Annotated in this window: 25 protein-coding genes and 1 tRNA gene; 17 read left to right on the top strand and 9 right to left on the bottom strand. The window is 66.8% G+C overall.

Annotated features, from left to right (window positions below; translation table 11 throughout):
- Position 1 precedes the first annotated feature (1 nt).
- Complete coding sequence (locus ACJ7Z0_RS27090) at positions 2–310, top strand: hypothetical protein (protein WP_434792311.1); 309 nt, start codon at positions 2–4, stop codon at positions 308–310.
- On the top strand, positions 307–2,559 hold the full coding sequence (locus ACJ7Z0_RS27085) for a DNA cytosine methyltransferase (protein WP_434792310.1): 2,253 nt from the start codon (positions 307–309) through the stop codon (positions 2,557–2,559). Before ACJ7Z0_RS27090 ends, ACJ7Z0_RS27085 begins: the two co-directional genes overlap by 4 nt.
- A gap of 29 nt (positions 2,560–2,588) precedes the next feature.
- Here the strand turns inward: ACJ7Z0_RS27085 and ACJ7Z0_RS27080 are convergent, their stop codons facing one another.
- Genes ACJ7Z0_RS27080 through ACJ7Z0_RS27070 form a run of 3 tightly spaced genes read right to left on the bottom strand, consistent with a single transcriptional unit; the run spans position 2,589 to position 3,704 of the window.
- Positions 2,589–3,206, bottom strand: coding sequence for a hypothetical protein (locus ACJ7Z0_RS27080; RefSeq protein WP_434792309.1), 618 nt, complete (start codon positions 3,204–3,206; stop codon positions 2,589–2,591).
- 39 nt (positions 3,207–3,245) lie between these two features.
- Positions 3,246–3,485 (bottom strand): hypothetical protein, encoded by a 240-nt coding sequence (locus ACJ7Z0_RS27075; RefSeq protein ID WP_434792308.1) that lies wholly within the window; start codon positions 3,483–3,485, stop codon positions 3,246–3,248.
- Between the two features lie 6 nt (positions 3,486–3,491).
- Positions 3,492–3,704, bottom strand: a complete 213-nt coding sequence (locus ACJ7Z0_RS27070; protein WP_434792307.1) for a hypothetical protein — start codon at positions 3,702–3,704, stop codon at positions 3,492–3,494.
- A gap of 29 nt (positions 3,705–3,733) precedes the next feature.
- Between ACJ7Z0_RS27070 and ACJ7Z0_RS27065 the strand changes: the two genes are divergently transcribed.
- From ACJ7Z0_RS27065 to ACJ7Z0_RS27020, 10 genes are read left to right on the top strand one after another with little or no spacing between them, the layout of a single operon-like run.
- Positions 3,734–4,603, top strand: a complete 870-nt coding sequence (locus ACJ7Z0_RS27065; RefSeq protein ID WP_434792306.1) for a hypothetical protein — start codon at positions 3,734–3,736, stop codon at positions 4,601–4,603.
- Positions 4,603–4,806, top strand: a complete 204-nt coding sequence (locus ACJ7Z0_RS27060) for a hypothetical protein (protein WP_434792305.1) — start codon at positions 4,603–4,605, stop codon at positions 4,804–4,806. Before ACJ7Z0_RS27065 ends, ACJ7Z0_RS27060 begins: the two co-directional genes overlap by 1 nt.
- Positions 4,796–5,833: a phage Gp37/Gp68 family protein gene (locus ACJ7Z0_RS27055; protein WP_434792304.1), complete on the top strand. Its 1,038-nt coding sequence runs from the start codon at positions 4,796–4,798 to the stop codon at positions 5,831–5,833. Before ACJ7Z0_RS27060 ends, ACJ7Z0_RS27055 begins: the two co-directional genes overlap by 11 nt.
- Positions 5,820–6,170, top strand: coding sequence for a hypothetical protein (locus ACJ7Z0_RS27050; RefSeq protein ID WP_434792303.1), 351 nt, complete (start codon positions 5,820–5,822; stop codon positions 6,168–6,170). The genes ACJ7Z0_RS27055 and ACJ7Z0_RS27050 overlap by 14 nt, the downstream gene beginning before the upstream one ends.
- Complete coding sequence (locus ACJ7Z0_RS27045; protein ID WP_434792302.1) at positions 6,170–6,496, top strand: NUDIX hydrolase; 327 nt, start codon at positions 6,170–6,172, stop codon at positions 6,494–6,496. Before ACJ7Z0_RS27050 ends, ACJ7Z0_RS27045 begins: the two co-directional genes overlap by 1 nt.
- Positions 6,493–6,717, top strand: a complete 225-nt coding sequence (locus ACJ7Z0_RS27040; protein ID WP_434792301.1) for a hypothetical protein — start codon at positions 6,493–6,495, stop codon at positions 6,715–6,717. Before ACJ7Z0_RS27045 ends, ACJ7Z0_RS27040 begins: the two co-directional genes overlap by 4 nt.
- Before the next feature lie 2 nt (positions 6,718–6,719).
- Positions 6,720–7,190, top strand: a complete 471-nt coding sequence (locus ACJ7Z0_RS27035) for a hypothetical protein (RefSeq protein WP_434792300.1) — start codon at positions 6,720–6,722, stop codon at positions 7,188–7,190.
- Complete coding sequence (locus ACJ7Z0_RS27030) at positions 7,187–7,795, top strand: hypothetical protein (protein WP_434792299.1); 609 nt, start codon at positions 7,187–7,189, stop codon at positions 7,793–7,795. Before ACJ7Z0_RS27035 ends, ACJ7Z0_RS27030 begins: the two co-directional genes overlap by 4 nt.
- Positions 7,792–8,064 (top strand): DUF4224 domain-containing protein, encoded by a 273-nt coding sequence (locus tag ACJ7Z0_RS27025; RefSeq protein ID WP_434792298.1) that lies wholly within the window; start codon positions 7,792–7,794, stop codon positions 8,062–8,064. Before ACJ7Z0_RS27030 ends, ACJ7Z0_RS27025 begins: the two co-directional genes overlap by 4 nt.
- A complete protein-coding gene (locus tag ACJ7Z0_RS27020) occupies positions 8,061–9,125 on the top strand; it encodes a tyrosine-type recombinase/integrase (protein ID WP_434792297.1) in 1,065 nt (354 codons plus the stop codon). The genes ACJ7Z0_RS27025 and ACJ7Z0_RS27020 overlap by 4 nt, the downstream gene beginning before the upstream one ends.
- Positions 9,126–9,330: 205 nt before the next feature.
- Here the strand turns inward: ACJ7Z0_RS27020 and acs are convergent, their stop codons facing one another.
- From acs to pedF, 3 genes are all read right to left on the bottom strand, one after another.
- The gene (gene acs / locus ACJ7Z0_RS27015) at positions 9,331–11,325 is read right to left on the bottom strand and encodes an acetate--CoA ligase (RefSeq protein WP_434792296.1); all 1,995 of its coding nucleotides are present in this window, start codon (positions 11,323–11,325) and stop codon (positions 9,331–9,333) included.
- Between the two features lie 85 nt (positions 11,326–11,410).
- A complete protein-coding gene (locus ACJ7Z0_RS27010; RefSeq protein ID WP_434792295.1) occupies positions 11,411–12,259 on the bottom strand; it encodes a substrate-binding periplasmic protein in 849 nt (282 codons plus the stop codon).
- Positions 12,260–12,269: 10 nt separating this feature from the next.
- Positions 12,270–12,779 carry a cytochrome c-550 PedF gene (gene pedF / locus ACJ7Z0_RS27005; RefSeq protein ID WP_434792294.1) on the bottom strand — a complete coding sequence of 170 codons (510 nt, stop codon included), beginning with the start codon at positions 12,777–12,779 and terminating at the stop codon, positions 12,270–12,272.
- Positions 12,780–13,062: 283 nt separating this feature from the next.
- Between pedF and ACJ7Z0_RS27000 the strand changes: the two genes are divergently transcribed.
- The gene (locus ACJ7Z0_RS27000; protein ID WP_434792293.1) at positions 13,063–15,204 is read left to right on the top strand and encodes a sigma-54-dependent Fis family transcriptional regulator; all 2,142 of its coding nucleotides are present in this window, start codon (positions 13,063–13,065) and stop codon (positions 15,202–15,204) included.
- A gap of 240 nt (positions 15,205–15,444) precedes the next feature.
- Complete coding sequence (gene pqqB / locus ACJ7Z0_RS26995) at positions 15,445–16,377, top strand: pyrroloquinoline quinone biosynthesis protein PqqB (protein ID WP_434792292.1); 933 nt, start codon at positions 15,445–15,447, stop codon at positions 16,375–16,377.
- 102 nt (positions 16,378–16,479) lie between these two features.
- Here the strand turns inward: pqqB and ACJ7Z0_RS26990 are convergent, their stop codons facing one another.
- Entirely contained in the window at positions 16,480–16,824 is a 345-nt protein-coding gene (locus ACJ7Z0_RS26990) for a high-potential iron-sulfur protein (RefSeq protein WP_434792291.1), read from the bottom strand.
- 9 nt (positions 16,825–16,833) lie between these two features.
- Positions 16,834–18,627: a PQQ-dependent methanol/ethanol family dehydrogenase gene (locus ACJ7Z0_RS26985; RefSeq protein WP_434792290.1), complete on the bottom strand. Its 1,794-nt coding sequence runs from the start codon at positions 18,625–18,627 to the stop codon at positions 16,834–16,836.
- A 353-nt stretch (positions 18,628–18,980) separates the two neighbouring features.
- Between ACJ7Z0_RS26985 and ACJ7Z0_RS26980 the strand changes: the two genes are divergently transcribed.
- Positions 18,981–19,511, top strand: coding sequence for a c-type cytochrome (locus ACJ7Z0_RS26980; protein ID WP_434792289.1), 531 nt, complete (start codon positions 18,981–18,983; stop codon positions 19,509–19,511).
- Positions 19,512–19,568: 57 nt separating this feature from the next.
- On the opposite strand, the gene ACJ7Z0_RS26975 is transcribed toward ACJ7Z0_RS26980, so the two are convergent.
- Positions 19,569–19,645: transfer RNA gene (locus ACJ7Z0_RS26975), tRNA-Arg, on the bottom strand.
- Between the two features lie 282 nt (positions 19,646–19,927).
- On the opposite strand from ACJ7Z0_RS26975, the gene ACJ7Z0_RS26970 reads away from it, so the two are divergent.
- Together ACJ7Z0_RS26970 and ACJ7Z0_RS26965 are read left to right on the top strand one after the other, a co-directional pair.
- On the top strand, positions 19,928–20,239 hold the full coding sequence (locus ACJ7Z0_RS26970; protein WP_434792288.1) for a hypothetical protein: 312 nt from the start codon (positions 19,928–19,930) through the stop codon (positions 20,237–20,239).
- Positions 20,240–20,386: 147 nt separating this feature from the next.
- Complete coding sequence (locus tag ACJ7Z0_RS26965) at positions 20,387–21,529, top strand: DSD1 family PLP-dependent enzyme (RefSeq protein WP_434792287.1); 1,143 nt, start codon at positions 20,387–20,389, stop codon at positions 21,527–21,529.
- Positions 21,530–21,546: the final 17 nt, after the last annotated feature.

Raw genomic sequence — 21,546 nt, 5'->3', positions numbered from 1 at the left:
CATGGACTTCACCGTCATCCCCATCGAGAAGGTGAAGGCCGCGTTCGCGCGCGCCCTTGCACTGAATCCCGACCGCGAGGCAGCCGCCCGCGCCGCAGCGCAGGCCCTCGGCATCACCGTCGAGGCGGTGCGCGAGGTCATGGTCATCAGCGACGACGCGCCTGCTGCCGATGCGCTCGCCGCCGTGGCACCGCAACCGCTCAAGCCAATCATCGATTGGCAGGTCGACGAGGTGCGGATGATGTACGAGTCGCCCCCGTGCGCCGGCTTCGCGCGCCCCCTCAGGGAACGCACGGAGATCGATGCATGAGGCGCGACGACTTCACGATCCCTATTGGCTTCGCCGATGAGCTGATCATCGACAACTTCGCCGGTGGTGGCGGCACCAGTGAAGGCCTCGAGCGGGCATTCGGCCGCCCAGTCGACATTGCGATCAACCACGACCCGGTGGCGCTGGCGATGCACGCCATCAATCACCCTCGCACCCTGCACCTGTGCGAGAGCGTGTGGGACGTGGACCCGATCAAGGTCACCCGCAATCAGCCGGTGGCCCTCGTGTGGCTGTCGCCCGACTGCAAGCACTTCTCCAAGGCCAAGGGCGGCACGCCGGTCAGCCAGTTCATTCGAGGCCTCGCTTGGGTCGCGCTGCGCTGGGTCGTGCGGTGCAAGCCGCGGGCAATGATGTTGGAGAACGTCGAGGAATTCCAGACCTGGGGCCCTCTGATGCTGAGCACCGACGGCAAGTGGTATCCGAATCCTGCGCGTCGCGGAGAAACCTTTCGTGCCTTCGTGCAGATGCTGCGTCAGGGCATCCCCTTGGAAGAGCGCGAAGGCAACGAAGCCATCGCCGAGATGCGCGCGGTTCTGTGCGCCGAGGGCGACCCGCTGGCGCTCACTGAAGCCGAGGTGGCACAGCTGCTCGACGGCATGAAGTACGACCTGGAATGGGACGAGTTGCGGGCCTGCGACTACAACACGCCCACCATTCGCAAGCGCTTCTTCATGGTGGGTCGCCGTGATGGCCTGCCCGTGGTGACCCGCCCTGACCCGACACACGGCGCGCCGATCAGCAAGGCTGTCAGCGGCGGCCAGGTGTTGCCATGGCGCACGGCTGCTGAGGTCATCGACTTCACGATCAAGGCGAACTCCATCTTCGGGCGGAAGAAGGACCTGGCGAAGAACACCCAGCGCCGCGTGGCGAAGGGCCTGTGGCGTCACGTCCTGAACACCGACAAGCGCTTCATCGTTGGCGCGGGCGGTCCTGCCTACTCCGGCAAACCGGCTTCCGCCGAGCAGCCCCTGGGAACCCTCACGACCGAAAACCACCGAGCCGTCGCGCAGCCGGTTCTGGCTCCCTTCGTCAGCGAGCACGCCAACGCCAGCAACCAACGCAATATGGCTGCCAACGAACCGTTGCGCACCCAATGCGCCCAGGTGAAGGGTGGTCATTTCTCGCTGGTCGCGCCCGCGCTCGCTCCGTTGCGCGGCACCAGTGAAGCCCACCTGAACGGCGACGCCGTCACCGAACCTGTTTCGACGATTTCCGCCAGCGGCACGCATCACGCGCTCGCGGCGGCTCACCTCATCACGATCGGTTATGGCGAGCGGCCCGGCCAGGATGCACGGACCCAAGACATCCAAGGTCCCGCTGGCACGGCGGTGGCAGGCGGCATTAAGCAGGCGCTGGTCGCCGCGCATCTGGTCGACATGGGCCACGGCGAGTCGAGTGCCAGCGGCGCGGTCCGCTGGAGCCATGGCAACCGCAGCATGGAGCAGCCCTTGCCCACGGCCACAGCGAGCGGCGTTGGGAGCGCCGTGGTCGCCTGCCACCTGACGCACCTCACGCATCACGGCGATCGACCTGGTCGGATTCCCGACGAGCCGCTGCCTGCCATCACTGGCGCGCATCGCGGCGAGCAGGTTCTGGTGGCAGCCTGCCTCGAGCAGGCCAACGGCGGTTTCTACGACGGCGAGGGCCGCAGTGCCGACGCGCCGGTGTCCACCATCACCGCCGCCGGCAGCAACCAGCGGCTCGTGATGGCCTATTGCGTCAAGTACTTCGGTGTCGGCGAAAACAGCCGGTCCATGCTGGATCCCGTATCCACCGTCACCAGCAAGGACCGCATCGCGCTGGTCGAGACGATGCAAGTTCCCACTGACTGCCTGGCGCTGGAACATCGCGAGAAGGCGCGTCTGTGCGCCGCGCTACTGCACGAGCACCTGCCCGAGCACTTCCCCGAGGAAAGCGACATGGTGCTGGTCTGGGAAGCCGGGCAGTGGTGGGTCCTGGTCGACATCACACTGCGCATGCTCAAGCCGCTGGAACTGTTCCGCGCTCAGGGCTTCCCTGCCACCTACATCATCCACGAGATTCCGGATCCGGCTCTGCTGTTCAAGGGTGGCGTGCAGGCAGAAGACCCGCTGTCAGTGCCGCGCATCCCGCTCTCAATCACGGCCCAGGTGCGCATGTGCGGGAACAGCGTGTGCCCGCCGCTCGCCGAGGCACTGGCCCGCGCGAACTTCGTGCACGAAGCGCAGATTTACGGGAGGGTCGCTTGATGTTTCCCATGCACGACGAAGCAGATGGGCTATTTGGGCGCAACCAAGTCAACGCGCTGACGCAAGTTCACGTAGTGAACCTCGCATGCGTCTGCGGCTTGCGCCAAGGCAATGAAAGCGTTCTCAAACATTTGCGCATCCAACACTCGATGCAACCGGAGGAGGTCGTCTACCAAGCCACTCATCTTTCGCGCGCTATGAAGAAGGGAAAGAACTTCATTGGCAACCGTCGGATCCTCAAGCTCATGCAACGGGATCGCAGACAACAGTGTTCCAAGTTCTGCGACGACCCGACGATCAAGGTACAGCCTTCCTTCGGCAGTGTCGTGCACCGTTTCCCTATCCATCAGCTGCTGTTGGACCCATCGCACGCTCGACTTGGTCGCTCGCGAGAGCTCGACTATGACTTCGAGCCTTCTTCGTCGCGCCTGAAGGTCTTCGATCCCTTTTCGCTCGACTTCGAGCTGGTGCTGCCATTGCACGTAGATGCCCGTCGCGATGATTGCGGCGACCGACCCAACCGCCTGCACCCAAGCTGCGAGCTCAGCATGCGTTTTAAGCCAGTCCGACAGCGGAGCCCAGCCAGCGATTACGGCGATGACGCATCCAGCCAGCGTCCACAGACTCAGCATCCTCAGTCCGCTCATTCCCACCTCCAATTGTTTGGGGTCGGAGTATCGCGCGCTTCAGTCCTCCAGGTCGAACTGCCCCTGCAGTTGGCGAATGATCCGCGCGATGTCGGCGCGGTGCGTGCCGCGGTCACTGACCACGCGGACGGTCCAGTTCGGGCCACCCTCCTCGGCCGGGATGCCAACCACACCGCCGCGGTGCACGTCGGTGACCTGGCCGCGCAGGTCCGAGATGGCTTCTATGCGCTCAAGCAGAAGTTGCTGCAGCTGCTCGGCGGTGCGGGTGGGCTTGGACATCCTCGCTCAGAGCGTTCCGTACCAAATCTTCTTTGCCGCCTCCACGGCCTTCGAAACCTCGTTGTAGGTGTTGTCGTCGTCGGAAAGAGGCGGCAGGCCGTGTCGCTCGATCGCGTGAATGGTGATGGCGTCCGCGGCGTACTGATACAGCACCGCCACTGCGCGGTGCACCCCCTTCTCCAGCTCGATTCGAAGCTCATTCGGTTCGGGTTTATCCATCTCTGCCTCCGGTTGTTAGGAGTCGCATTTTGAACCCAATCACCATCCAGCCCGTCGAGCTGTGTGCCTCCATCGGGAAGTGCATGGCCAGCCCTTCGAGCTACGCCAGTTACGTGGGCCGGTACCAGCAGGAGAATCCGCGCGCGGTGGCGGCGCATGCGCTGCGCGAGCTCGAATCGGCCCGTGCACGCGACATCTCCACGCACGAGAAGAACCTGCCCGCCATCGAGGCGAACAAGGCCGTGGCCGCGCGCATCGAAGCCCTCATGGCCGAGATCGGCATGCCGAAGTCGTACAGCGAGCGCGACACCAAGTCGCGCGCCCGGTACCCGAAGACCATCCGGCACGACGCCGGCTACCTGGGCGACCTGCGCCGGCACTGCCTGACAACCGATGGTTTCGAGGCCGCCACCCACACCTATGAGCGCCTGAAGAAGGACTACGACGCCTACGCCGCACGCGCCGAGGAAGAAGCCAAGCAGTCCGACGCCAAGAAGGAACGCGAAGCCGCGGCCCTGGTCGAAAAGCGCAAGGCCGACATGGAGCTGGCGGCCGTGCTGCTGCGCTACGAGCTACCGATCGACTCCAGCTGGTCGGATGTGCTCGAAGCGCTGCGCTCCAAGGATCAGCGGCTGGACCTCGCCATAGCGATGCAGCTCACGCGCGGCGACTGGAGCGAAGGCCCGTACCGCGTGCGCAATGCCCTCGATCGCTTCCAGATCGAAACGACCGAGGACAAGGACATCGCGAACGACGTGCTGTCGTGCCTCGAAGACTTCGAGGACGGCCGCGTTTTCCGCGACACCAGCTGGAACTACGGCCGACTGTTTGCCAGCGTGAAAGACGAGGTGCTCTGCGCCGACGCGCAGAAGGCCCTGCAGCACTCGGGAGACGAATGATGGAAGCCAGCCTCCTCGACACCTCCCCCGACCGCATCCGCGCCAAAGAGATCCAGGCGGTGCAGATGCACGCCCAGCAACTGGTCGACTACGCGCGCCAGCACGGCTTGGTGGTGACCATCGACCTCAAGCCCCAGCCTCCGCTGGCCATGGGCAACTACCTGCCCGTCATCGACATCAGGGAGGCACGCCATGGCAGCTGACACCAAGATCGAATGGACCGATTCCACCTTCAATCCCTGGATCGGCTGCACGCAGATCTCGCGCGGGTGCGATGGCTGCTACGCCGCGGTGAGTACGCCGGCCCGAACGATGAAGGTGGGCTGGGGCGCGCATGAGCCCCGGCACCGCACGAGCGCCGCAAACTGGGCTTTGCCGAAGCGCTGGAATGCTCAGGCTACGGCATTCTTCGCGCAGCACGGCCGCCGCCAACGCGTGTTCTGCGCGAGCCTCGCTGACTGGCTCGACAACGCCGTCGACATCGAATGGCTGATCGACCTGCTCGCGCTGGTGCGGCTCACGCCCGACATCGACTGGCTCATGCTGTCGAAGCGCATCGGCATCTGGCGCAGCCGGCTCGAAGCCGCCGCGGCGACACTCCGCGGCCGGCTCGAACGCGCATCCGAGGCAGCCGTCGCGCTGCTGCGCTGGATCGAACGCTGGCTGGCCGGCGATGTACCCGCCAACGTTTGGGTCGGCGCCACTGTGGTCGACCAGCCCGAAGCGGACCGCGACATCCCGAGGCTGCTGGCTGTTCCCGCTGCGAAGCGCTTTCTCAGCATGGAGCCGCTGCTGGGGCCGGTGAACCTGTGGCGCGTCATCGCTCCGCACTGCGAGCGCCATCCGGGCGAACTGGATGCCGATGGGAAGTGTCCTGTGTGCGAGGGGCGCGGCATCTGGGAGATCAGTGAACCTCTGTCGAAAGACGAGAAGGCGCTCATCCGCCCCGGGATCGATTGGGTCATCATTGGCGGTGAAAGTGGCCCCGGCGCGCGGCCGATGCATCCCGACTGGGCGCGAGATCTGCGCGACCAGTGCGAGGCACACCACGTGCCGTTTCTGTTCAAGCAGTGGGGAGAGTGGGCACCGTACGACCGAAGCCGCGCAGACGGAGCGGTGTTTGCGTCGCCGAAGTCGCTCGACGAACCGATTCAACGCTTCGGCAAGAAGCTCGCCGGCCGTCTGCTCGACGGCCGCGAATGGAACGAGGTGCCCCATGGCGCCGCCTGAAGTGGTCAGCACTACGCCGTTCCCTGTGCACCAGGTGCCGGACACGCATCACTCGGAACGCGTGCCGCACTGGTCCGAAGGGATCGAGTGGCGTCCCGGCCGTTGGGACCCGTTGGCCAATGCGCCGAGCCGCGGCTCCAAGATCCTGCACGTCCGCGGCCGCGACGAGAAGGGAAACGTCTTCGAGCCCATGCACTTCGCCGATGGCGGCGGAGAAGAGCAGCCTCCCTTCAAGGGCTGGTTCGTACCGTACTCCGGCGGCGGCTCGGGCTTCTACGAGGTGCGGCCGGTCGAATGGCAACCGTTGCGCGCCCAGCCCGCTGAGGACGCTCGCTGATGGGCTACATCAACCCTCTGCTGAGCCTGCCGGCCGGCCGCAAACTGCTTGAGCTGCCGGCCGAGCAACGCGCCCCCCTCGAGGCGGTGCTACGGGAACTGCGTGACCAGGCCAACACCGAGGCCGAAAAGTCTTGGCTGAAGCGCAAGGGTCCGATGGCCGCGTACTGGCGCGCCGTCAGCACCTATGCGCGGCATCTGGCGCACGCGCTGTCGACCGCGCCTGTCTGCGGCCGGAAGTCCAACGGCTTCGCTTGCACGCTGCCGAAGGGCAACCGCTGCCCGGACTGCTCAAGCGTCGCCATCGATGCTGGAGATCCGCCATGACCACCCCCGGCTTCGGCGCCTTCGCCAGCGCGGTGGCGCGCGCAATGGCCGAGGTGCGCAAGCAGCACTGCCAGCCCCCTCACTTTCGCCCTGCCGAGACGCAGCGCGGCTCCATCCGCTGTACGAAGTGCCGCGGGCTTCTCACCTTCGTGGTCTCGGCTGTCGATGGCCGGACCTCTGGCCGCTGCTCGAGCGCCGGCTGCATCAAATGGACGGACTGAACATGAACGACACCCCACGCGACCCCGCCGAACAAGCACAAGGCGAAATGTCCCCTAGCGCGAAGCAACAGCGGTTGCTTGACCTGGCCGACCGCATCGACCATGAGCAGCTGTGGCGCTGGGCGGGCATGGATCACCACAAGATGACCCCGGAGCAGCGCGACCGCATGAACGCTGGTGTTGCGCTGCGCCGATACGCGAACCTGTGGGCTCCGGGTCATTGGGTCGTGTTTCCGCCGGTTGGCCCCGTTCACTTCAGCGCCAGCACCCTCGACAAGGCGGTCGAGATGGCAAAACGTGACGACAGCCGGAGAAACGCCAGCAGCCAAGCGAGTATCCGAATGGATGACGGCCGTTGCGGCGTCTGCGGCGGCGACTGGTCAGTGTGTGGGTGCGATGGCATGTTGCGCCGCGCAGCTGCGTCGAAACCCGACGACGCGCCGCTCGAAACCGGTGAAGGAGACGCCAGGTGAGCGCCGAAGCCTATCCACTGCAATGGCCCGTCGGCCGGCCGCGCACCGAACGCTGGCGCCGAGAGCGCGCCAAGTTCGATGTGACCTTCGCTCGCGCTCGAGACAACATCGTTGCCGAGATCGGCCGCCTGGCCGGCCGCTACCCGGATCCGGCCATTGTCATCAGCACGAACACCGCGCTCCGGCGGGATGGGCTGCCGCTCGCCAACCAGCGCCAGCCGGACGATCCGGGCGTCTCGGTCTACTTCACCTACAAGAAGCGGCAGATGTCCTTCGCGTGCGACCGGTGGGAGAAGATCGAGCACAACATGCAGGCCATCGCCAAGACCATCGAGGCGCTGCGCGGCATCGCCCGCTGGGGTACCGGCGACATGCTGGAAGCTGCGTTCACCGGCTTCTCGGCGCTACCACCGCCCCAGCAGCAGACTGCGATGGGCCCGCGCTCATGGCGGGACGTGTTCGGCACCGGTGTGACGAACCGTGCGCAGCTGTCCGAGATCTATCGGCGCCTCGCCTCGGCCTACCACCCCGACCGCGGCGGCGACCTCGGCAAGATGTCCGAATTGAACCGAGCGCGCGACGACGCGCTGAAGGAGATTCAATGACCACGGCCGAAACTCCCCTGGCGTCGAGTGCCGAGGCGCAGCAGGCGAGCGCGATCCTGACCCGCGCCGAACTGAAGCAGCTCACAGGCTACAAGCGGTCAGCCGAGCAGATGGCCGAGCTGCTGCGCCAGGGCTTCTACCGGGCGCGCCGGTCGCGGGTTGACGGTAGTGTCATCCTCGAGCGGCCGCACTACGATGCGGTCAGCGCCGGCGCCAGCATGCCGGCGAACGAGCCCAGACTTCGACCGGTCACAAGGAAGAGAGCATGAAACGCGACCTCCCGCCGAGGGTCTACGAGAAACACGGAAGCTACTTTCACGTCGCTGCAGTTGGCGATGAGCGGAAGTGGACGAAGCTCTGCCGAATCAAGGAAGGCCTTTCGGCCATGTACCTGGCGCTGGCCAAGATCGAGACCGACAAGTCGCTCGACGACATGATGCCGAAGCTCTGCGCCGCGTGGATGAAGGAAATCGGGAGCAAGCACACCGAGAAGACCCAAGCCGACGACAGGACGCACAACAAGGCGATCTCGGAGGCGTTCGCCGAGTTCCGGGCCCGCGACATCACGCCGCCCATCGTGATCGACTTCCTGGAGACCTGGGACGCGCAGCCGCGCAGTTACAACGCCTACAGGGCCGCGCTGCGCGAGCGCCTTCGATTCGCCGAAGTGAAAGGGTTCCGACCGGCAGGAAGCAACCCCGTCGACCCGGTCAAGACGAAGAAGGTGAAGGCGCGCACGCGCTACATCACGGACAGCGAGTTGCGGCGCATCAAGGTGGCAGCCTGCTATGGGGACGATGGCAACCGCACGAGGTCGGGCCACACGATCTGCTGCCTGATCGACATGGCCTACCTGACGGGCCAGCGCATCAGCGACTTGTTGACGCTGGAGTGGGCGCAGATTCGGAAGGAAGGGATTCTCTTCGAACCGGCGAAGACCGCGGACTCGACGGCCGTGCGAATTCTCATCGAGTGGACGCCAAAGCTGAAGGCGGTCATCGAGCGGCTGAAGCACCCGCCGCCAGTGCCCGGCCAACAGGGCAAGGCCGGAAAGGCGAAGCCGGTCAGCATGCGCTACGTGTTCTCCACGCTAAAGGGCGAGCCCTACACCTACGACGGCGCCTCGACCGCCTGGACTCGCGCTCGAGAGCGGGCCAAGGTCAAGAACGCCCACTTCCACGACCTGCGCGCCAAGGCGCTCACGGACATCGACGGTGTGACCGACCGCGGCATCGGCCAAGCCCAGACCATGGGCGGCCACAGCACCCAGACCCAGACCGCCGATTACGTGCGCCACAAGCGGGCAAAAAAGACCAGCGCGACGCGCTGAAATCCGTCTAACGGCGTTTACTCGTCAGAGGGAAAAACAACTCCAAAGCGCCGAACTTGCGTTAGACAAAATGGCGCCAAGTCGTTGATTTTTATGGATTCTCGGTCTGTTTTGGGACCAGAGGGTCGAAGGTTCGAATCCTTTCGCCCCGACCAAAAAAAGTGAACGCCTGCAATAACGTAAGTTGTTGCAGGCGTTTTGCTTTTCAAATCCGTTGTGACAACTGCTCCAGAATGGCCGGATTCTCCAGCGTGGACGTGTCCTGCGTGATCGCCTCCCCCTTGGCAATGCTGCGCAGCAGGCGCCGCATGATCTTGCCGCTGCGCGTCTTGGGCAGGTTGTCCCCGAAGCGGATGTCCTTGGGCTTGGCAATCGGCCCGATCTCCTTGGCCACCCAGGCGCGCAGCTCGTTGGCGATCTGCTTGGCCTCCTCGCCGGTCGGGCGGCTGCGCTTGAGCACGACAAAGGCGCACACCGCCTCGCCCGTCACGTCGTCGGGCCGGCCCACCACGGCCGCCTCGGCCACCAGGTCGGTCTTGGACACCAGCGCCGATTCGATCTCCATCGTGCCCAGCCGGTGGCCCGAGACGTTCAGCACGTCGTCGATGCGCCCGGTGATGCGGAAGTAGCCGCGGTCGGCACTGCGTACGGCCCCATCGCCGGCCAGGTAGATGGTGCCGCCCATCTCCTCGGGGAAGTAGCTCTTCCTGAAGCGCTCGGGGTCGTTCCAGATGGTGCGGATCATCGAGGGCCAGGGCCGCTTGATGACCAGCATGCCGCCCGCGCCGTGGGGCAGGTCCTTGCCGGTCTCGTCCACGATGGCGGCCATGATGCCCGGCAGCGGCAGGGTGCAGGAGCCGGGCACCAGCGGCGTGGCCCCGGGCAGCGGCGTGATCACGTGGCCGCCGGTCTCGGTCTGCCAGAAGGTGTCCACGATCGGACATTGCTCGCGGCCGATATGGCGGTGGTACCACATCCAGGCCTCGGGGTTGATGGGCTCGCCCACCGAGCCGAGGATGCGCAGGCTCGAAAGGTCCCAGTTCTTCGGATGCACTTTCTCGTCGCCTTCGGCGGCCTTGATGAGCGAGCGGATGGCGGTGGGGGCGGTGTAGAAGACGCTGACCTTGTGCTTCTCGATCATCTGCCAGAAGCGCCCGGCGTGCGGGAAGGTGGGGATGCCTTCGAACACCACCTGGGTGGCGCCGGCGGCCAGCGGGCCGTAGGCCACGTAGGTGTGGCCGGTGATCCAGCCGATGTCGGCGGTGCACCAGAACACGTCTTCGGGCCGGATGTCGAAGGTCCAGTCCATGGTGAGCCGGGCCCACAGCAGGTAGCCGCCGGTGGCGTGCTGCACGCCCTTGGGCTTGCCGGTGGAGCCGGAGGTGTAGAGGATGAAGAGGGGGTGCTCGGCGTTCACGGGCACGGGCGGGCAGTCGGTGCTCTGGCCCTGGAGGGCCTCGGCGAAGCTCTGGTCGCGGCCTTCGACGCGATTCCAGGCGGTGGGGGTGCGCTCGTAGACGAACACGGCCCGGATCGACTCGCAGCCGCCCATGGCGATGCCGTCGTCCACGATGGCTTTGAGGGGCAGCTCCTTGCCGCCGCGCAGCTGGTAGTTGGCGGTGATGACGGCCACGGCGCCGGCGTCGATGATGCGCTCTTGCAGGGCCTTGGCCGAGAAGCCGCCGAACACGACGCTGTGGGTGGCGCCGATGCGCGCGCAGGCCTGCATGGCGACGACGCCTTCGACGGTCATGGGCATGTAGACGATGACGCGGTCGCCCTTTTGGATGCCGGCGGCCTTCAGGGCGTTGGCGAACTGGCTCACGCGGGCGAGCAGTTCCTTGTAGCTGACGCGGGTGACGGCGCCGTCGTCGGCCTCGAAGACGATGGCGGTCTTGTGTTCGACGGGGGTGCCGATGTGCCGGTCCAGGCAGTTGGCGCTGGCGTTGAGTTCGCCGTCGCCGAACCATTGGTAGAAGGGGGCGTTGGATTCGTCCAGGGTCTTGGTGAAGGGCTTGGTCCAGGTGAGGTTGTCCTGGGCCAGGCGGGTCCAGAAGCCTTCGAAGTCCTGCTCGGCTTCCCGGCACAGGGCCTCGTAGGCGGCCATGCCGGAGATGCGCGCACCAGAGCTGGCGCGGGCGTCGGGTGGGAATACGCGGTTCTCGACAAGGACGGATTCGATGGAATTGGGCATGTTCATGGGGTCTTCGGACGCGTGGTCCGTCGTTGGTGTTGCTCGTTGGTATCCGCTGGAATGCGCAGGATCGCTGCCATCGCTCGTCGACTCACGGCGCCTGCCAGTCGACGTTTCCCCCCTCGAACATCGTGCGCAGCCGCCCGCCTTGAACGAGGGCATTGACGCTGGCCTGCAGCGCCTGGGCCAGGTCGGTCGCGTCCTTCCTGACCGCCATGCCCACCGCCCAGCCGTTGCCCTGAATGCGTGGCGAAGGCAGCGGCGCAATAGCAAAGCGAGCGTCGCCGCGCAACACCGACTCGATCTCGGAGGCGAGCCCCGCGGCGGCGGCCACCTCGCCGCGCTGCAGGGCGCGGGCGGCCTCGGCACCGTCCTTCGGCTGGGTGTCGAGCTGGTCGCGGTAGGCGCCGTTGTCGGCGCCGATCATGAGCCAGCCCGCCAGTGTCTTGCCGGACACCGCCACCTTCGCATCGCCCAGCGCGGAGAGCGTGTCCAGTTGGGGCAAGCGGTCGAGCCGCCGCGCCAGCACCACGCGCTCGCGGTAGTACGGCGCGAAGATGAGCGCCTGCGGCGTTTCGTTCATCAGCGGGCGGTCCACTGGAACGTGCAGCATCACGTCGGCCGGGCCGAAGCCCAGGTAGTGGCCGCGCCACACCATGTTGCGCAGGTCGTCGCCCATGTTCTCGTCGGCCAGGAACGGCAGCAGCGAGAGCTTCACGTCCAGCGCGCCGGCCAACGCGCGCGCCAGTTCGATGTCGATGCCCTGGCCGGCCACGTGGAACGGGGGCATGTCTTGGTAGATCGCGACGCTCAGCGTGCCGCGTGCGCGGATCCTGTCGAGCGTGCCCGCGCGTGCCGTGCCAGAGAGCACGGCCACGCCGGCGGCCGCGGCCCATCGCAGGCATTCGCGGCGCGACAAGAAGGAAGGAAGTGTGTGCATCGCAGCCGCCTCACATCGGCTTGTCGCGCCGCGTCTCCAGGTAGGTCTTGATCGCCCAGATCGCCTCCTGGTTCATCGCTCCTTCGAACGGCGGCATGTAGACGGCACCGTTGCGCGTGCGGCCACGCCGCACGGTGGTGAGGAAGAAGTCGTCGATCTCCTTCACGCAGGCCGCCTTGCGCGCGGCGTCCTTGAGGGCGGCGCAATCGTTGTCGAGCTTGCGCAGGTCGGGTGCGATGCCGCCGGAGATGGCGTCGATGCCGTGGCAGCGCGCGCAGTTCTGGTTATAGGCGGAGGTGCCGATCTGCATGGCCCCGCTGTTGCCGCGAAACGGGTTCTCTGCGCGCCACTGATCGCCCAGCTTCGGCAGCGACGACGTGTCCACGGCCTGCGGCGTGACGTCGCCGTGGGCCCAGGCAGCGCCGGAAGCGGCCACGCTCAGCACCGCCGCAAGCACCGCTTTGCGCAGCCTCGGCGGACGGACCAGGGGCCGCAGGATTCTTGGATCGGGATTCATCATGTCGGGTCTCCGTTGTGGTGATTGGGAACCCCCACAAATTTGCAATCGCTGTGCCAACGGTCTGTTGCTGCAAGCGGGAACACAAATTGCCTTCCCTGTACCGTCCCGACACCGGGACAGTGCCCACAAGGGCCGGTTGCTGTGGCATCCTTGCCTCTGCAGCGTCGGCTCGGAACACCGCGCTCCCTGGGGGTGTTCCAGAATGAAGCAACCCAGTGAGAGCATTCCTCAAACTGGCCAGAGACAAGTTGCCCGCTCAAAGAAGCAGGACAGGAGACAGCAGATGGTTGACGCCTTTCATGCCCCAGCCAGCCCTCCACAGGGCTGGACCAAGCCATCGACGCTGGCCGTCACGCCACCCCGAGCAGGCCGCACCGAGCTGATCGAGCAGTGGCACCAGCGCTGCGCCGCGCTGGGCCTGTCGCGCATCGAGCGGCCGGACTTCGATCCGCTGCGGCGCAGCGACCTCGTGGTGGCGCGCGAGCGCAACCAGCGGCTGTTCACGCACGCGGCGCCGGTGATGGAGATGCTGCTCGAGCAGATCGTCGACACCGACAGCATGATCGTGCTGGCCGACACCACCGGCACCATCCTCCACTCCGTCGGCGACGACAAGTTCCTGCAGCGCGCCAACAAGGTGGCGCTCACGCCGGGGGTGAGCTGGGCCGAGCATTCCAAGGGCACGAACGCCATCGGCACCACGCTGGTCGAGGAAACGCCGACGGTCGTGCATGGCGGCGAGCACTTCATCCACGCCAACAACTTCCTCACCTGTTCGGCCGCGCCGATCTTCGATCCCCGCGGCGAGATGCTGGGCGTGCTCGACGTCACCGGCGACCAGCGCTCCTACCACCAGCACACCATGGGCCTGGTGCGCATGTCGGCACGCATGATCGAGAACCAGTGGTTGTCGGACGACTACGGCAACCGCCTGCGGCTGCACTTCCATGGCCGTGCGGAGTTCATCGGCACGCTGCTCGAGGGGATCATCGTCGTCGGCGTCGACGGCAAGATCCTGGGCGCCAACCGCGGCGCACTGGACCAGCTGGACATGAGCATCGCCGCGCTGCGCATGCAGAGCCTGACCAGCCTGTTCGGCATCACGGCCTCGGCCGTGTTCGACCATTTCCGCGCGCCGCTGCCCACGCCGATGATGCTGCATGCGGCCAATGGGCAGCAGTTCCATGTCAGCGCCCGATTCAACGGGCCGCAGCGTGGGGTGGTGCTGGACATGCCCGTGACCTCGGTGGAGCCGCGCATGCCCGGCGAGGCGAGTGCTCCTCGGGCGCACGCGGCGGGTGATGGCGCCGCCGCGGCGACACGGAACCCCTGCCCTTCCTCGCAGCCTCCTTTCTCCGGCCTGCACTACCTGGACACCGGCGACGCCCAGATCGCGGCCACGCTGCAGAAGGTGCGGCGCGTCATCAACCGCGACATTCCGCTGCTCGTCCTCGGCGAGACCGGCACGGGCAAGGAGCTGCTCGCGCGCGCCGTGCACCAGGATTCGAATCGCGCCCGGCAGCCCTTCGTGGCGGTGAATTGCGCCTCCATTCCCGAATCGTTGATCGAGGCCGAGCTGTTCGGCTACGAGGATGGCGCCTTCACCGGCGCGCGCCGCAAGGGCGCGGTGGGGCGCATCGTGCAGGCCAACGGCGGCACGCTGTTCCTGGACGAGATCGGCGACATGCCGCTGTCCCTGCAGGCGCGGCTGCTGCGGGTGCTGCAGGAGCGCAACGTCAGCCCTCTGGGCAGCCTCAAGTCGATCCCGGTGGACATTGCCGTCATCGGCGCCACGCACCGCAACCTGCGCGAGATGATCGACGCAGGCACCTTCCGGGAAGACCTGTACTACCGCCTCAACGGCCTGGTGGTGCGGCTGCCGGCGCTGCGCGAGCGCAGCGACCTCGACGTGGTGGCGCGGCGCATCCTGCTGGCCGAATGCCCGCAGGACACGCCCGAGATCGACGCCTCGGTGCTGGCGCTCTTCAAGGCCTATGCCTGGCCGGGCAACCTGCGCCAGCTCGCCAACGTGCTTCGCACCGCCGCCGTGATGGGCGCGGGCGAAAGGCACATCTGCGAACACCACTTGTCGGACGACTTCCTGGAGGATGTCCGGCGCGTGCGGCCCCAGGCCGCGCCCGCTGCAGCAGCACAGGCAGCGGCGCCGCTTCCCCCTGGAGCGCCCGCCCTGCCGGAGGCAGCGCCAGCTGCTGCCGTACCCGAGCACACGATGCTCCCCTCGCGCGACGCCGAGCCCTCGCCCGACGCTCCACCAGACGTTCCGCGCACCCTGGGGGAAGCCGGGATCGACATGATTCGCAGCGCCCTCGCGGCGGCCGACGGCAACATCTCCGTCGCCTCCAAGCGCCTGGGCATCAGCCGCAACACCATCTATCGCAAGCTGCGCTGGAACAAGGGCGATTGACGGGGCGCGTGCGAAGCCTCGGGTAAACCCCTGTGCCAGCGCCGCACGGCGCTGTACCAGCCTGGAGCATTTCGCGCGCGCTCCCAAGGGAAACCACCTGTATTTCGGCGCGCCTCGCGCATCGCGCCGCGTGGGCATGCGATTTGCGGAATTCCGCCGCCCGGCAATTCCGCCCGGACCGGCACAGCCCACACAAGGAGACTTCATGCAATGGTCGACCCCCGCGTTTTTTGAGGCCTCATGAAAATCCTTGTCCTCGGCTCCGGCGCGGGCGGCGGCTTTCCTCAATGGAACTGCAACTGCCCGCTGTGCGCAGGCCAGCGCCAGGGCGTGCTCGATGCCTGCGCGCGCACGCAAAGCTCGATCGCCGTCTCCGCGGACGGCGAATCGTGGGTGCTGCTCAATGCATCGCCCGACATCGGCCAGCAGATCCGCAGCCACGCCCAGCTGCATCCGCGCCACGGACTGCGCGACACGCCGATCAAGGCGGTGGTGCTGATGGATGCGCAGATCGACCACGTCGCCGGCTTGCTCGGCCTGCGTGAAGGGCCCTGCATCGACCTCTATGCCACGCCCTGCGTGTTCGAGGACCTGACCACTTCCTTTCCCGTGCTCAGCGTGCTGGAGCACTACTGCGGCACGCGCTGGCACATGCTGGCCGTGGCCGGCACCCAGACCCTCGTCGACTTCAGCGTCGCGGGCTTCCCCTCGCTGCGCTTCACCGCCGTGGCCATACCCGGCAAGGCTCCACCCTATTCGCCGCACCGCCGCGAACAGACGGTGGGCGACAACATCGCCCTCCTGATCGAGGACCTGCAGGGCGGCCGCCGCCTCTTCTACGCGCCGGGCCTTGCAGAGGTGGGCCCGGAGGAACTGCGCTGGATGCACGACGCCGACTGCCTGCTGCTCGACGGCACCTTCTGGGCCGAGGACGAAATGCGCCACGCAGGCCTCGGCACCAGGTCCGCCAGCGACATGGGGCATCTGCCGCAGACTGGCGCCGGCTCGCGCGGCGGCATGGTGGACGCGATGCTGGCCACGTCGGCGCGGCGCAAGGTGTTGATCCACATCAACAACAGCAACCCGATCCTCGATGCCGCCAGCGCGCAGCGCCAGGTGCTCGAAAGCCATGGCATCGAGGTGGCCTACGACGGCATGGAGATCTCGCTGTGAAGGCGGCCGACCCGTCGTTGCGCTGCGCCGGCAGGCAGGGCGCAATGCCCGCCTGCCACCGTGCGTCCCCGCGCTGAAGGGCACGGAGACGCGCTCCGCCGCTCACGCGGGCTTGGGCGCCCAGGCCATGCACCAGCCCTTGGCCGCGACCTGCTTGCGCCCGAACATCGCGCAGCCCGCCCACCCATCCGTGGGTGTGCCCTGCCACATCGCGCAGTTCACGCATTCCTGCGTGGCCGCATGGCGGGGGTACTTCTTCTTGTCGACGTTCTTCGTGTCGTGCTTGTAGCCGAGCTGCACCGACGTCTCGTCGTTCTCCTCGGCCCGCGGCGGCGCGGCCAGCACGCGCACCGGCACTGCCGCCAGCAGGCAGGCGCCGCCGACCGCGCGGCCGACGAAATCCCGGCGGGAGGCATCGCGGCTCCCTTCGCTGTTGCGATTCGTCATGGCGCCTCCTCAGTTGGATGCGGTGCGGACATCGCCCGCCCGTGCGGTGCGCGTGCTGCCGGTGGAGGGGATCTTGAAGACCCACACCATGCCGCCCTGCTCCAGCAGGTTGACCTTCTTGGCCACCTCGCCGCCCCACAGCGGCACCGCGCCACCCCAGCCGGAGACCACGGCCACGTACTGCTCGCCGCCCTGCTGCCAGGTGACCGGCGGCGCAACCACGCCCGAGCCGGTCTGGAACTCCCACAGCACCTTGCCGGTCTTGGCGTCGGCCGCCTTCAGGTAGCCCTCTGGCGTGCCCCAGAACACCAGGTTGCCGCCGGTGGTGAGCACCCCGCCCCACAGCGGCGCGCCGTTCTTGACCTCCCAGGCGATCTTGCCGGTCTTGGGATCGACCGCGCGCAGCGCGCCGATGTAGTCCTCGTTGAGCGGCTTGATGGTGAAGCCCGAGCCCAGGTAGGCCGCGCCCTTCTTGTAGGCCACCGGTTCGTTCCAGATGTCCATGCCCCATTCGTTGGCGGGCACGTAGAACATCTTCGTGTCGGGGCTGTAGGCCATCGGCATCTGGTTCTTGCCGCCCAGGAAGCCCGGGGCCGCGAAAACCGAACTGCCCTTCTTGCCACCGTCGCCGTCGACCGGGTTGCCCGGACGGTTCGCGGCCACGAAGTTCGGCCGGCCGGTCTTCAGGTCGATGCCGTCGGCCCAGGTCGTCTTCCTGACGAAGGGAAAGGCATTGAGGAGCTGGCCGGTGGTGGCATCGTTGACGTAGAAGTAGCCGTTGCGGTCGGCCTTGCCGCCCACGCGCCGGCCGTCCATGTCGAAGGTGACGAACTCGTTCACGCCGTCGAAGTCCCAGCTGTCGCTGGGCGTGTTCTGGTAGTGCCACTTGATCTGGCCCGTCTTCACGTCGATGGCCACGGTCGCGCATGAAAACAGGTTGTCGCCCTTGCGCAAGTGGCTGTTCCACGGCGCCGGGTTGCCGGTGCCGAAGTAGGCCAGGCCGGTCTTGGCATCGAAGGTGCCGCCCAGCCAGGTGGCGGCGCCTCCGGTCTTCCAGAGGTCGCCCGGCCAGCTGTTGTTGACGGTGCCCGAGATGCCCGCCTCCTGCTTGTTGCCGTCCTTGTCGTAGGTGTAGCCCATGTGGCCTTCCACCGTGGGGCGCGACCACACCATGCGGCCCGTCTTGGCGTCGCGCGCCTCGACGCGGCCGACGATGCCGAACTCGCCACCCGACACGCCGGTGAGGATCAGGCCGTTGGCGATGATCGGCGCGGCGGTGGCCGAGTAGCCGGCCGCGTAGTCGTCGATCTTCTCCTTCCAGGCCACGTCGCCGGTGTTCTGGTCGAGCGCCACCAGCTGGGCGTCGAGCGTGGCGAAGATCACCAGGTTGTCGTACAGCGCCGCGCCGCGGTTGACGACGTCGCAGCAAGGCATGATGCCCTCGGGCAGGCGGTGCTCGTACTTCCACAGCTTCTTGCCGGTGGTCGCGTCGAGAGCGTAGATGCGCGAGTAGGAAGCGGTGACGAACATCTTGCCCTTGTGGATCACGGGCTGCGCCTCCTGGCCGCGCTGCTTCTCCCCTCCGAAGGAAAAGGCCCATGCCGGCGCCAGCCGGGACACGGTGCCGGTGTTGACCTGCTTCAGCGGCGAGTAGCGCTGGCCCTGGGTGTTCACACCCCAGGTCAGGACGTTGCCGTTGGTGGTGGCTTCGGACTGGATCATCTTGTCCGTGACTTGCGCGCCGGCACTGCCGGCCGCGGCCAGGCCGATGGCCATGAGCGCGTTCAAGAGCTTCAATTGCATGGGGTGTCTCCTCGTGGGTGTGGATAGCGGCTCGGGCGTGCCTGCAGGCATGCCTTCACGAGGATTGGGGGCAATGTCTGTGCCACGCGCCAAGCCGCCTTTCAGGCGCCATCCAGGGCGTCGTCGGGGCTTTCGGTCGCGGGTTTTCCCGCTGCACTGCTACAAGGTCGAACGTTGCGGGAGCTGTGACCGTTGCATCTCGCCACAGTGGCCATCGATCGCTACAACGCCGCGGTGCCCATGACAAAACGACCAGGCAGAAATGGCTGAAGCGCCCATGCGCGGCCCGGCACCCAGGGCTACCGTGGTGCCATGTCTACTTCGACATGAACGCCAAGCCCAGGAGCCAGCCAATGAAGGATCGCATCAATCCCCATGCCGCCCCGACTGCCCACCTGATTCGCCGCGTTGCGCGCTCCACCGCCGTGTTGACCATCCTCCTGTCTTCAGCCTTAGCTGGGGCGCAAACAGGTGGAAGCCAGAAGGCGAACAAGGGCGAGATCCAGCGCGGCCGCTACCTGGTGATGATCGCGGGCTGCAACGATTGCCACACGCCCGGCTACGCGCCAAAGAACGGCGAGGTGGACGAGAAGCTGTGGTTGACCGGTGACGCCTTGGGCTGGTCCGGCCCGTGGGGCACCACATACGCGGTCAATCTGCGCTTGTTCATGGCTGACATGAGCCAGCAGCAGTGGGTGAAGCATGCGCGCGTCATGACGCCCCGCCCGCCCATGCCATGGTTCAACGTGCGCGCGATGACCGACGCAGACTTGAAGGCCATCTACACCTACACCCGCTCGCTCGGCCGCGGCGGCGATCCGGCGCCCGCGTATGTTCCGCCGGGTACCAAGCCTGGCGGCCCGGTGGTGCAGTTTCCGGGATGAACGACTTTCGCCGCAGGCAGGGCTGCGGCAGAGGTAAGGCTGGGTGAAGGTGCGAGATGGCCTGCCCGGAGGGGATCGAACCCCCGACAACCTGCTTAGAAGGCAGGTGCTCTATCCAACTGAGCTACGGGCAGATTCCGGGCCGGACAGAAGAAGAAAGAAGCTTGGCTGGCACACAAGGTCTTGAACCTTCGCACCCGCGGCCCCAAGCAGGGGCCACACCAGGCAAATCAGCGGCTTGGCCGCTTCTGCTTCCGCCGGGAAGGCCGAATTCTACCCACACATCCACGTACGGGCCTGCCGGTCCGCTGCCTGCTCGCAACCGTACGGTTGATGCCACTCGTCGCCTGAAGGCCTACACCGCTGCGCGCGAGCGGCTGTCGCGGCATGATGCTGCCATCTGCAATCTTCAGCACATGCACACCGCAGAACCGGACCCTCGACCGCTCTTCCCTTCGTGGTGGCGCCTGGGCGCGCTCGCCTATACGGCCGCGGGCGCGGTGTGCGTGGTTTCGTCCGCGGCTTTCCCCGAGAGCGAGACGGCCATGCTGGCGGCCATCGCGGGGGCGTTGCCGTGGTCGCTGGCGTTGGTGACGCTCGATCTGGCGCCGGGCGTCGCGCAAACCGCACTCATCGTTCTTGCGGGAGGATGGGCCGTCAATGCGGCGCTGCTGTGGTGGTTGGCGCTCAGGCGCACCCCGCGCCGAACACCATCGCGGGGCGACTGACGGCTTTCTCTTGCGCCGGCGCGGCAGACGCAAGGTGCCGTCAATCAGAATGAGAATGCCTTTCGGTGCGATCATTTCGCCGTTCGATTCCGCGTTCCTCGTCCTCTTCCCCAACGCAGACGCCCTTCCCGCATTTGAAAGTTGCTCATGCTTCCTGACACGCAAGTCAATACACCGCTGATCGGCATTGCCGGCGGGCGGCAGTCGCTCGATACGCCGGCGCTCCTGCTCGACCTTGGCGCCCTCGCGCGCAACATCGAGCGCATGGCCGCGTTTGCCAACGCGCGGGGCGTGGGGCTCCGGCCGCACGTCAAGACGCACAAGTCCGTGGAGATTGCGCGGCGCCAGGTGGCTGCGGGCGCCATCGGCGTGAGCTGCGTCACGCTGGGCGAGGCGGAGGTGATGGTCAAGGCTGGCATTCCGGGCGTGCTGATCACCTCGCCCGCCGTCACCCCGAGCAAGATCGCACGCGTGGTCAAGCTCGCCAGGCTCGCAGGCCCCGGCGGAATGATGGTGGTGGTGGACGACCCGCGCAACGCGGCCGACCTTGCCGAAGCCACGCTCGGGCTGACGCACCCGCTCGATGTGCTGGTCGACTACGGCGCCGGCTACAACCGCACCGGCGCCGCCACCGAGGCGCAGGTGCTCGAGCTCGCACGCCGCATTGCGGCCGAGCCGCGCCTGAAGCTGCGCGGCCTGCAGGCCTATGCCGGCAATCTGCAGCACATACCCGACCGGCAACAGCGCAGTGCCGCGGCAGCCAGTCTGCGCGAAACCATCGCGCACATCGTGGCCGAAGCCAAGCGCGGCGGCATTCATTTCGAGATCGTCACCGGCGCGGGTACCGGCACCCATGACCTCGACGCAGAGCGCGACGCGTTCACCGAACTGCAGGCCGGCTCCTATGTCTTCATGGACGCGGAATACACGCAGGTGCTCGCTGGCCCGGCGCAGCCTTCGCCCTTCGAGGTGTCACTGTTCGTGCAGACGGCGGTGGTGAGCACCCATGCGGCGGGCTGGGTCACCGTCGACGGCGGCACCAAGTGCTTTGCCACCGACTGCGGCGTTCCGGTGGTGGCGCGTGGCGCCGATCCGGCGAGCCGCTACGCCTTCTTCGGCGACGAACACGGCAAGTTGATGTTCGCGGCGGAGCGCCCCGCGCTGGGCGATCGCATCGAGTTCGTCACGCCCCACTGCGACCCGACCGTCAATCTGCACGACGCCTACCACGTGGTCGACGGCGATACCCTGGTTGCGATCTGGCCGGTGGACGCCCGCGGCAGGCACTAGGCGCGCGCGGCCGGGTG

Source organism: Variovorax palleresanus, assembly GCF_051144945.1.
In the GTDB taxonomy this organism is placed as follows: Bacteria; Pseudomonadota; Gammaproteobacteria; order Burkholderiales; family Burkholderiaceae_C; genus Variovorax; species Variovorax paradoxus_S.
The sequence above is the reverse complement of the archived record's forward strand: the minus strand, read 5'-3'. Positions and strand labels throughout refer to the sequence as shown.

Coding starts and splice junctions, on each gene's coding strand:
- ACJ7Z0_RS26965 (WP_434792287.1), top strand. CDS start 20,387: ATGCTTCCTGACACGCAAGTCAATACACCGCTGATCGGCATTGCCGGC.
- ACJ7Z0_RS27050 (WP_434792303.1), top strand. CDS start 5,820: ATGGCGCCGCCTGAAGTGGTCAGCACTACGCCGTTCCCTGTGCACCAG.
- ACJ7Z0_RS26980 (WP_434792289.1), top strand. CDS start 18,981: ATGAAGGATCGCATCAATCCCCATGCCGCCCCGACTGCCCACCTGATT.
- ACJ7Z0_RS27010 (WP_434792295.1), bottom strand. CDS start 12,259: ATGCACACACTTCCTTCCTTCTTGTCGCGCCGCGAATGCCTGCGATGG.
- ACJ7Z0_RS27085 (WP_434792310.1), top strand. CDS start 307: ATGAGGCGCGACGACTTCACGATCCCTATTGGCTTCGCCGATGAGCTG.
- ACJ7Z0_RS27090 (WP_434792311.1), top strand. CDS start 2: ATGGACTTCACCGTCATCCCCATCGAGAAGGTGAAGGCCGCGTTCGCG.
- ACJ7Z0_RS27060 (WP_434792305.1), top strand. CDS start 4,603: ATGGAAGCCAGCCTCCTCGACACCTCCCCCGACCGCATCCGCGCCAAA.
- ACJ7Z0_RS27070 (WP_434792307.1), bottom strand. CDS start 3,704: ATGGATAAACCCGAACCGAATGAGCTTCGAATCGAGCTGGAGAAGGGG.
- ACJ7Z0_RS27040 (WP_434792301.1), top strand. CDS start 6,493: ATGACCACCCCCGGCTTCGGCGCCTTCGCCAGCGCGGTGGCGCGCGCA.
- ACJ7Z0_RS27025 (WP_434792298.1), top strand. CDS start 7,792: ATGACCACGGCCGAAACTCCCCTGGCGTCGAGTGCCGAGGCGCAGCAG.
- ACJ7Z0_RS26970 (WP_434792288.1), top strand. CDS start 19,928: ATGCACACCGCAGAACCGGACCCTCGACCGCTCTTCCCTTCGTGGTGG.
- ACJ7Z0_RS27075 (WP_434792308.1), bottom strand. CDS start 3,485: ATGTCCAAGCCCACCCGCACCGCCGAGCAGCTGCAGCAACTTCTGCTT.
- ACJ7Z0_RS27035 (WP_434792300.1), top strand. CDS start 6,720: ATGAACGACACCCCACGCGACCCCGCCGAACAAGCACAAGGCGAAATG.
- ACJ7Z0_RS27055 (WP_434792304.1), top strand. CDS start 4,796: ATGGCAGCTGACACCAAGATCGAATGGACCGATTCCACCTTCAATCCC.
- pqqB (WP_434792292.1), top strand. CDS start 15,445: ATGAAAATCCTTGTCCTCGGCTCCGGCGCGGGCGGCGGCTTTCCTCAA.
- ACJ7Z0_RS26990 (WP_434792291.1), bottom strand. CDS start 16,824: ATGACGAATCGCAACAGCGAAGGGAGCCGCGATGCCTCCCGCCGGGAT.
- ACJ7Z0_RS26985 (WP_434792290.1), bottom strand. CDS start 18,627: ATGCAATTGAAGCTCTTGAACGCGCTCATGGCCATCGGCCTGGCCGCG.
- ACJ7Z0_RS27020 (WP_434792297.1), top strand. CDS start 8,061: ATGAAACGCGACCTCCCGCCGAGGGTCTACGAGAAACACGGAAGCTAC.
- ACJ7Z0_RS27000 (WP_434792293.1), top strand. CDS start 13,063: ATGGTTGACGCCTTTCATGCCCCAGCCAGCCCTCCACAGGGCTGGACC.
- ACJ7Z0_RS27045 (WP_434792302.1), top strand. CDS start 6,170: ATGGGCTACATCAACCCTCTGCTGAGCCTGCCGGCCGGCCGCAAACTG.
- acs (WP_434792296.1), bottom strand. CDS start 11,325: ATGAACATGCCCAATTCCATCGAATCCGTCCTTGTCGAGAACCGCGTA.
- ACJ7Z0_RS27080 (WP_434792309.1), bottom strand. CDS start 3,206: ATGAGCGGACTGAGGATGCTGAGTCTGTGGACGCTGGCTGGATGCGTC.
- pedF (WP_434792294.1), bottom strand. CDS start 12,779: ATGATGAATCCCGATCCAAGAATCCTGCGGCCCCTGGTCCGTCCGCCG.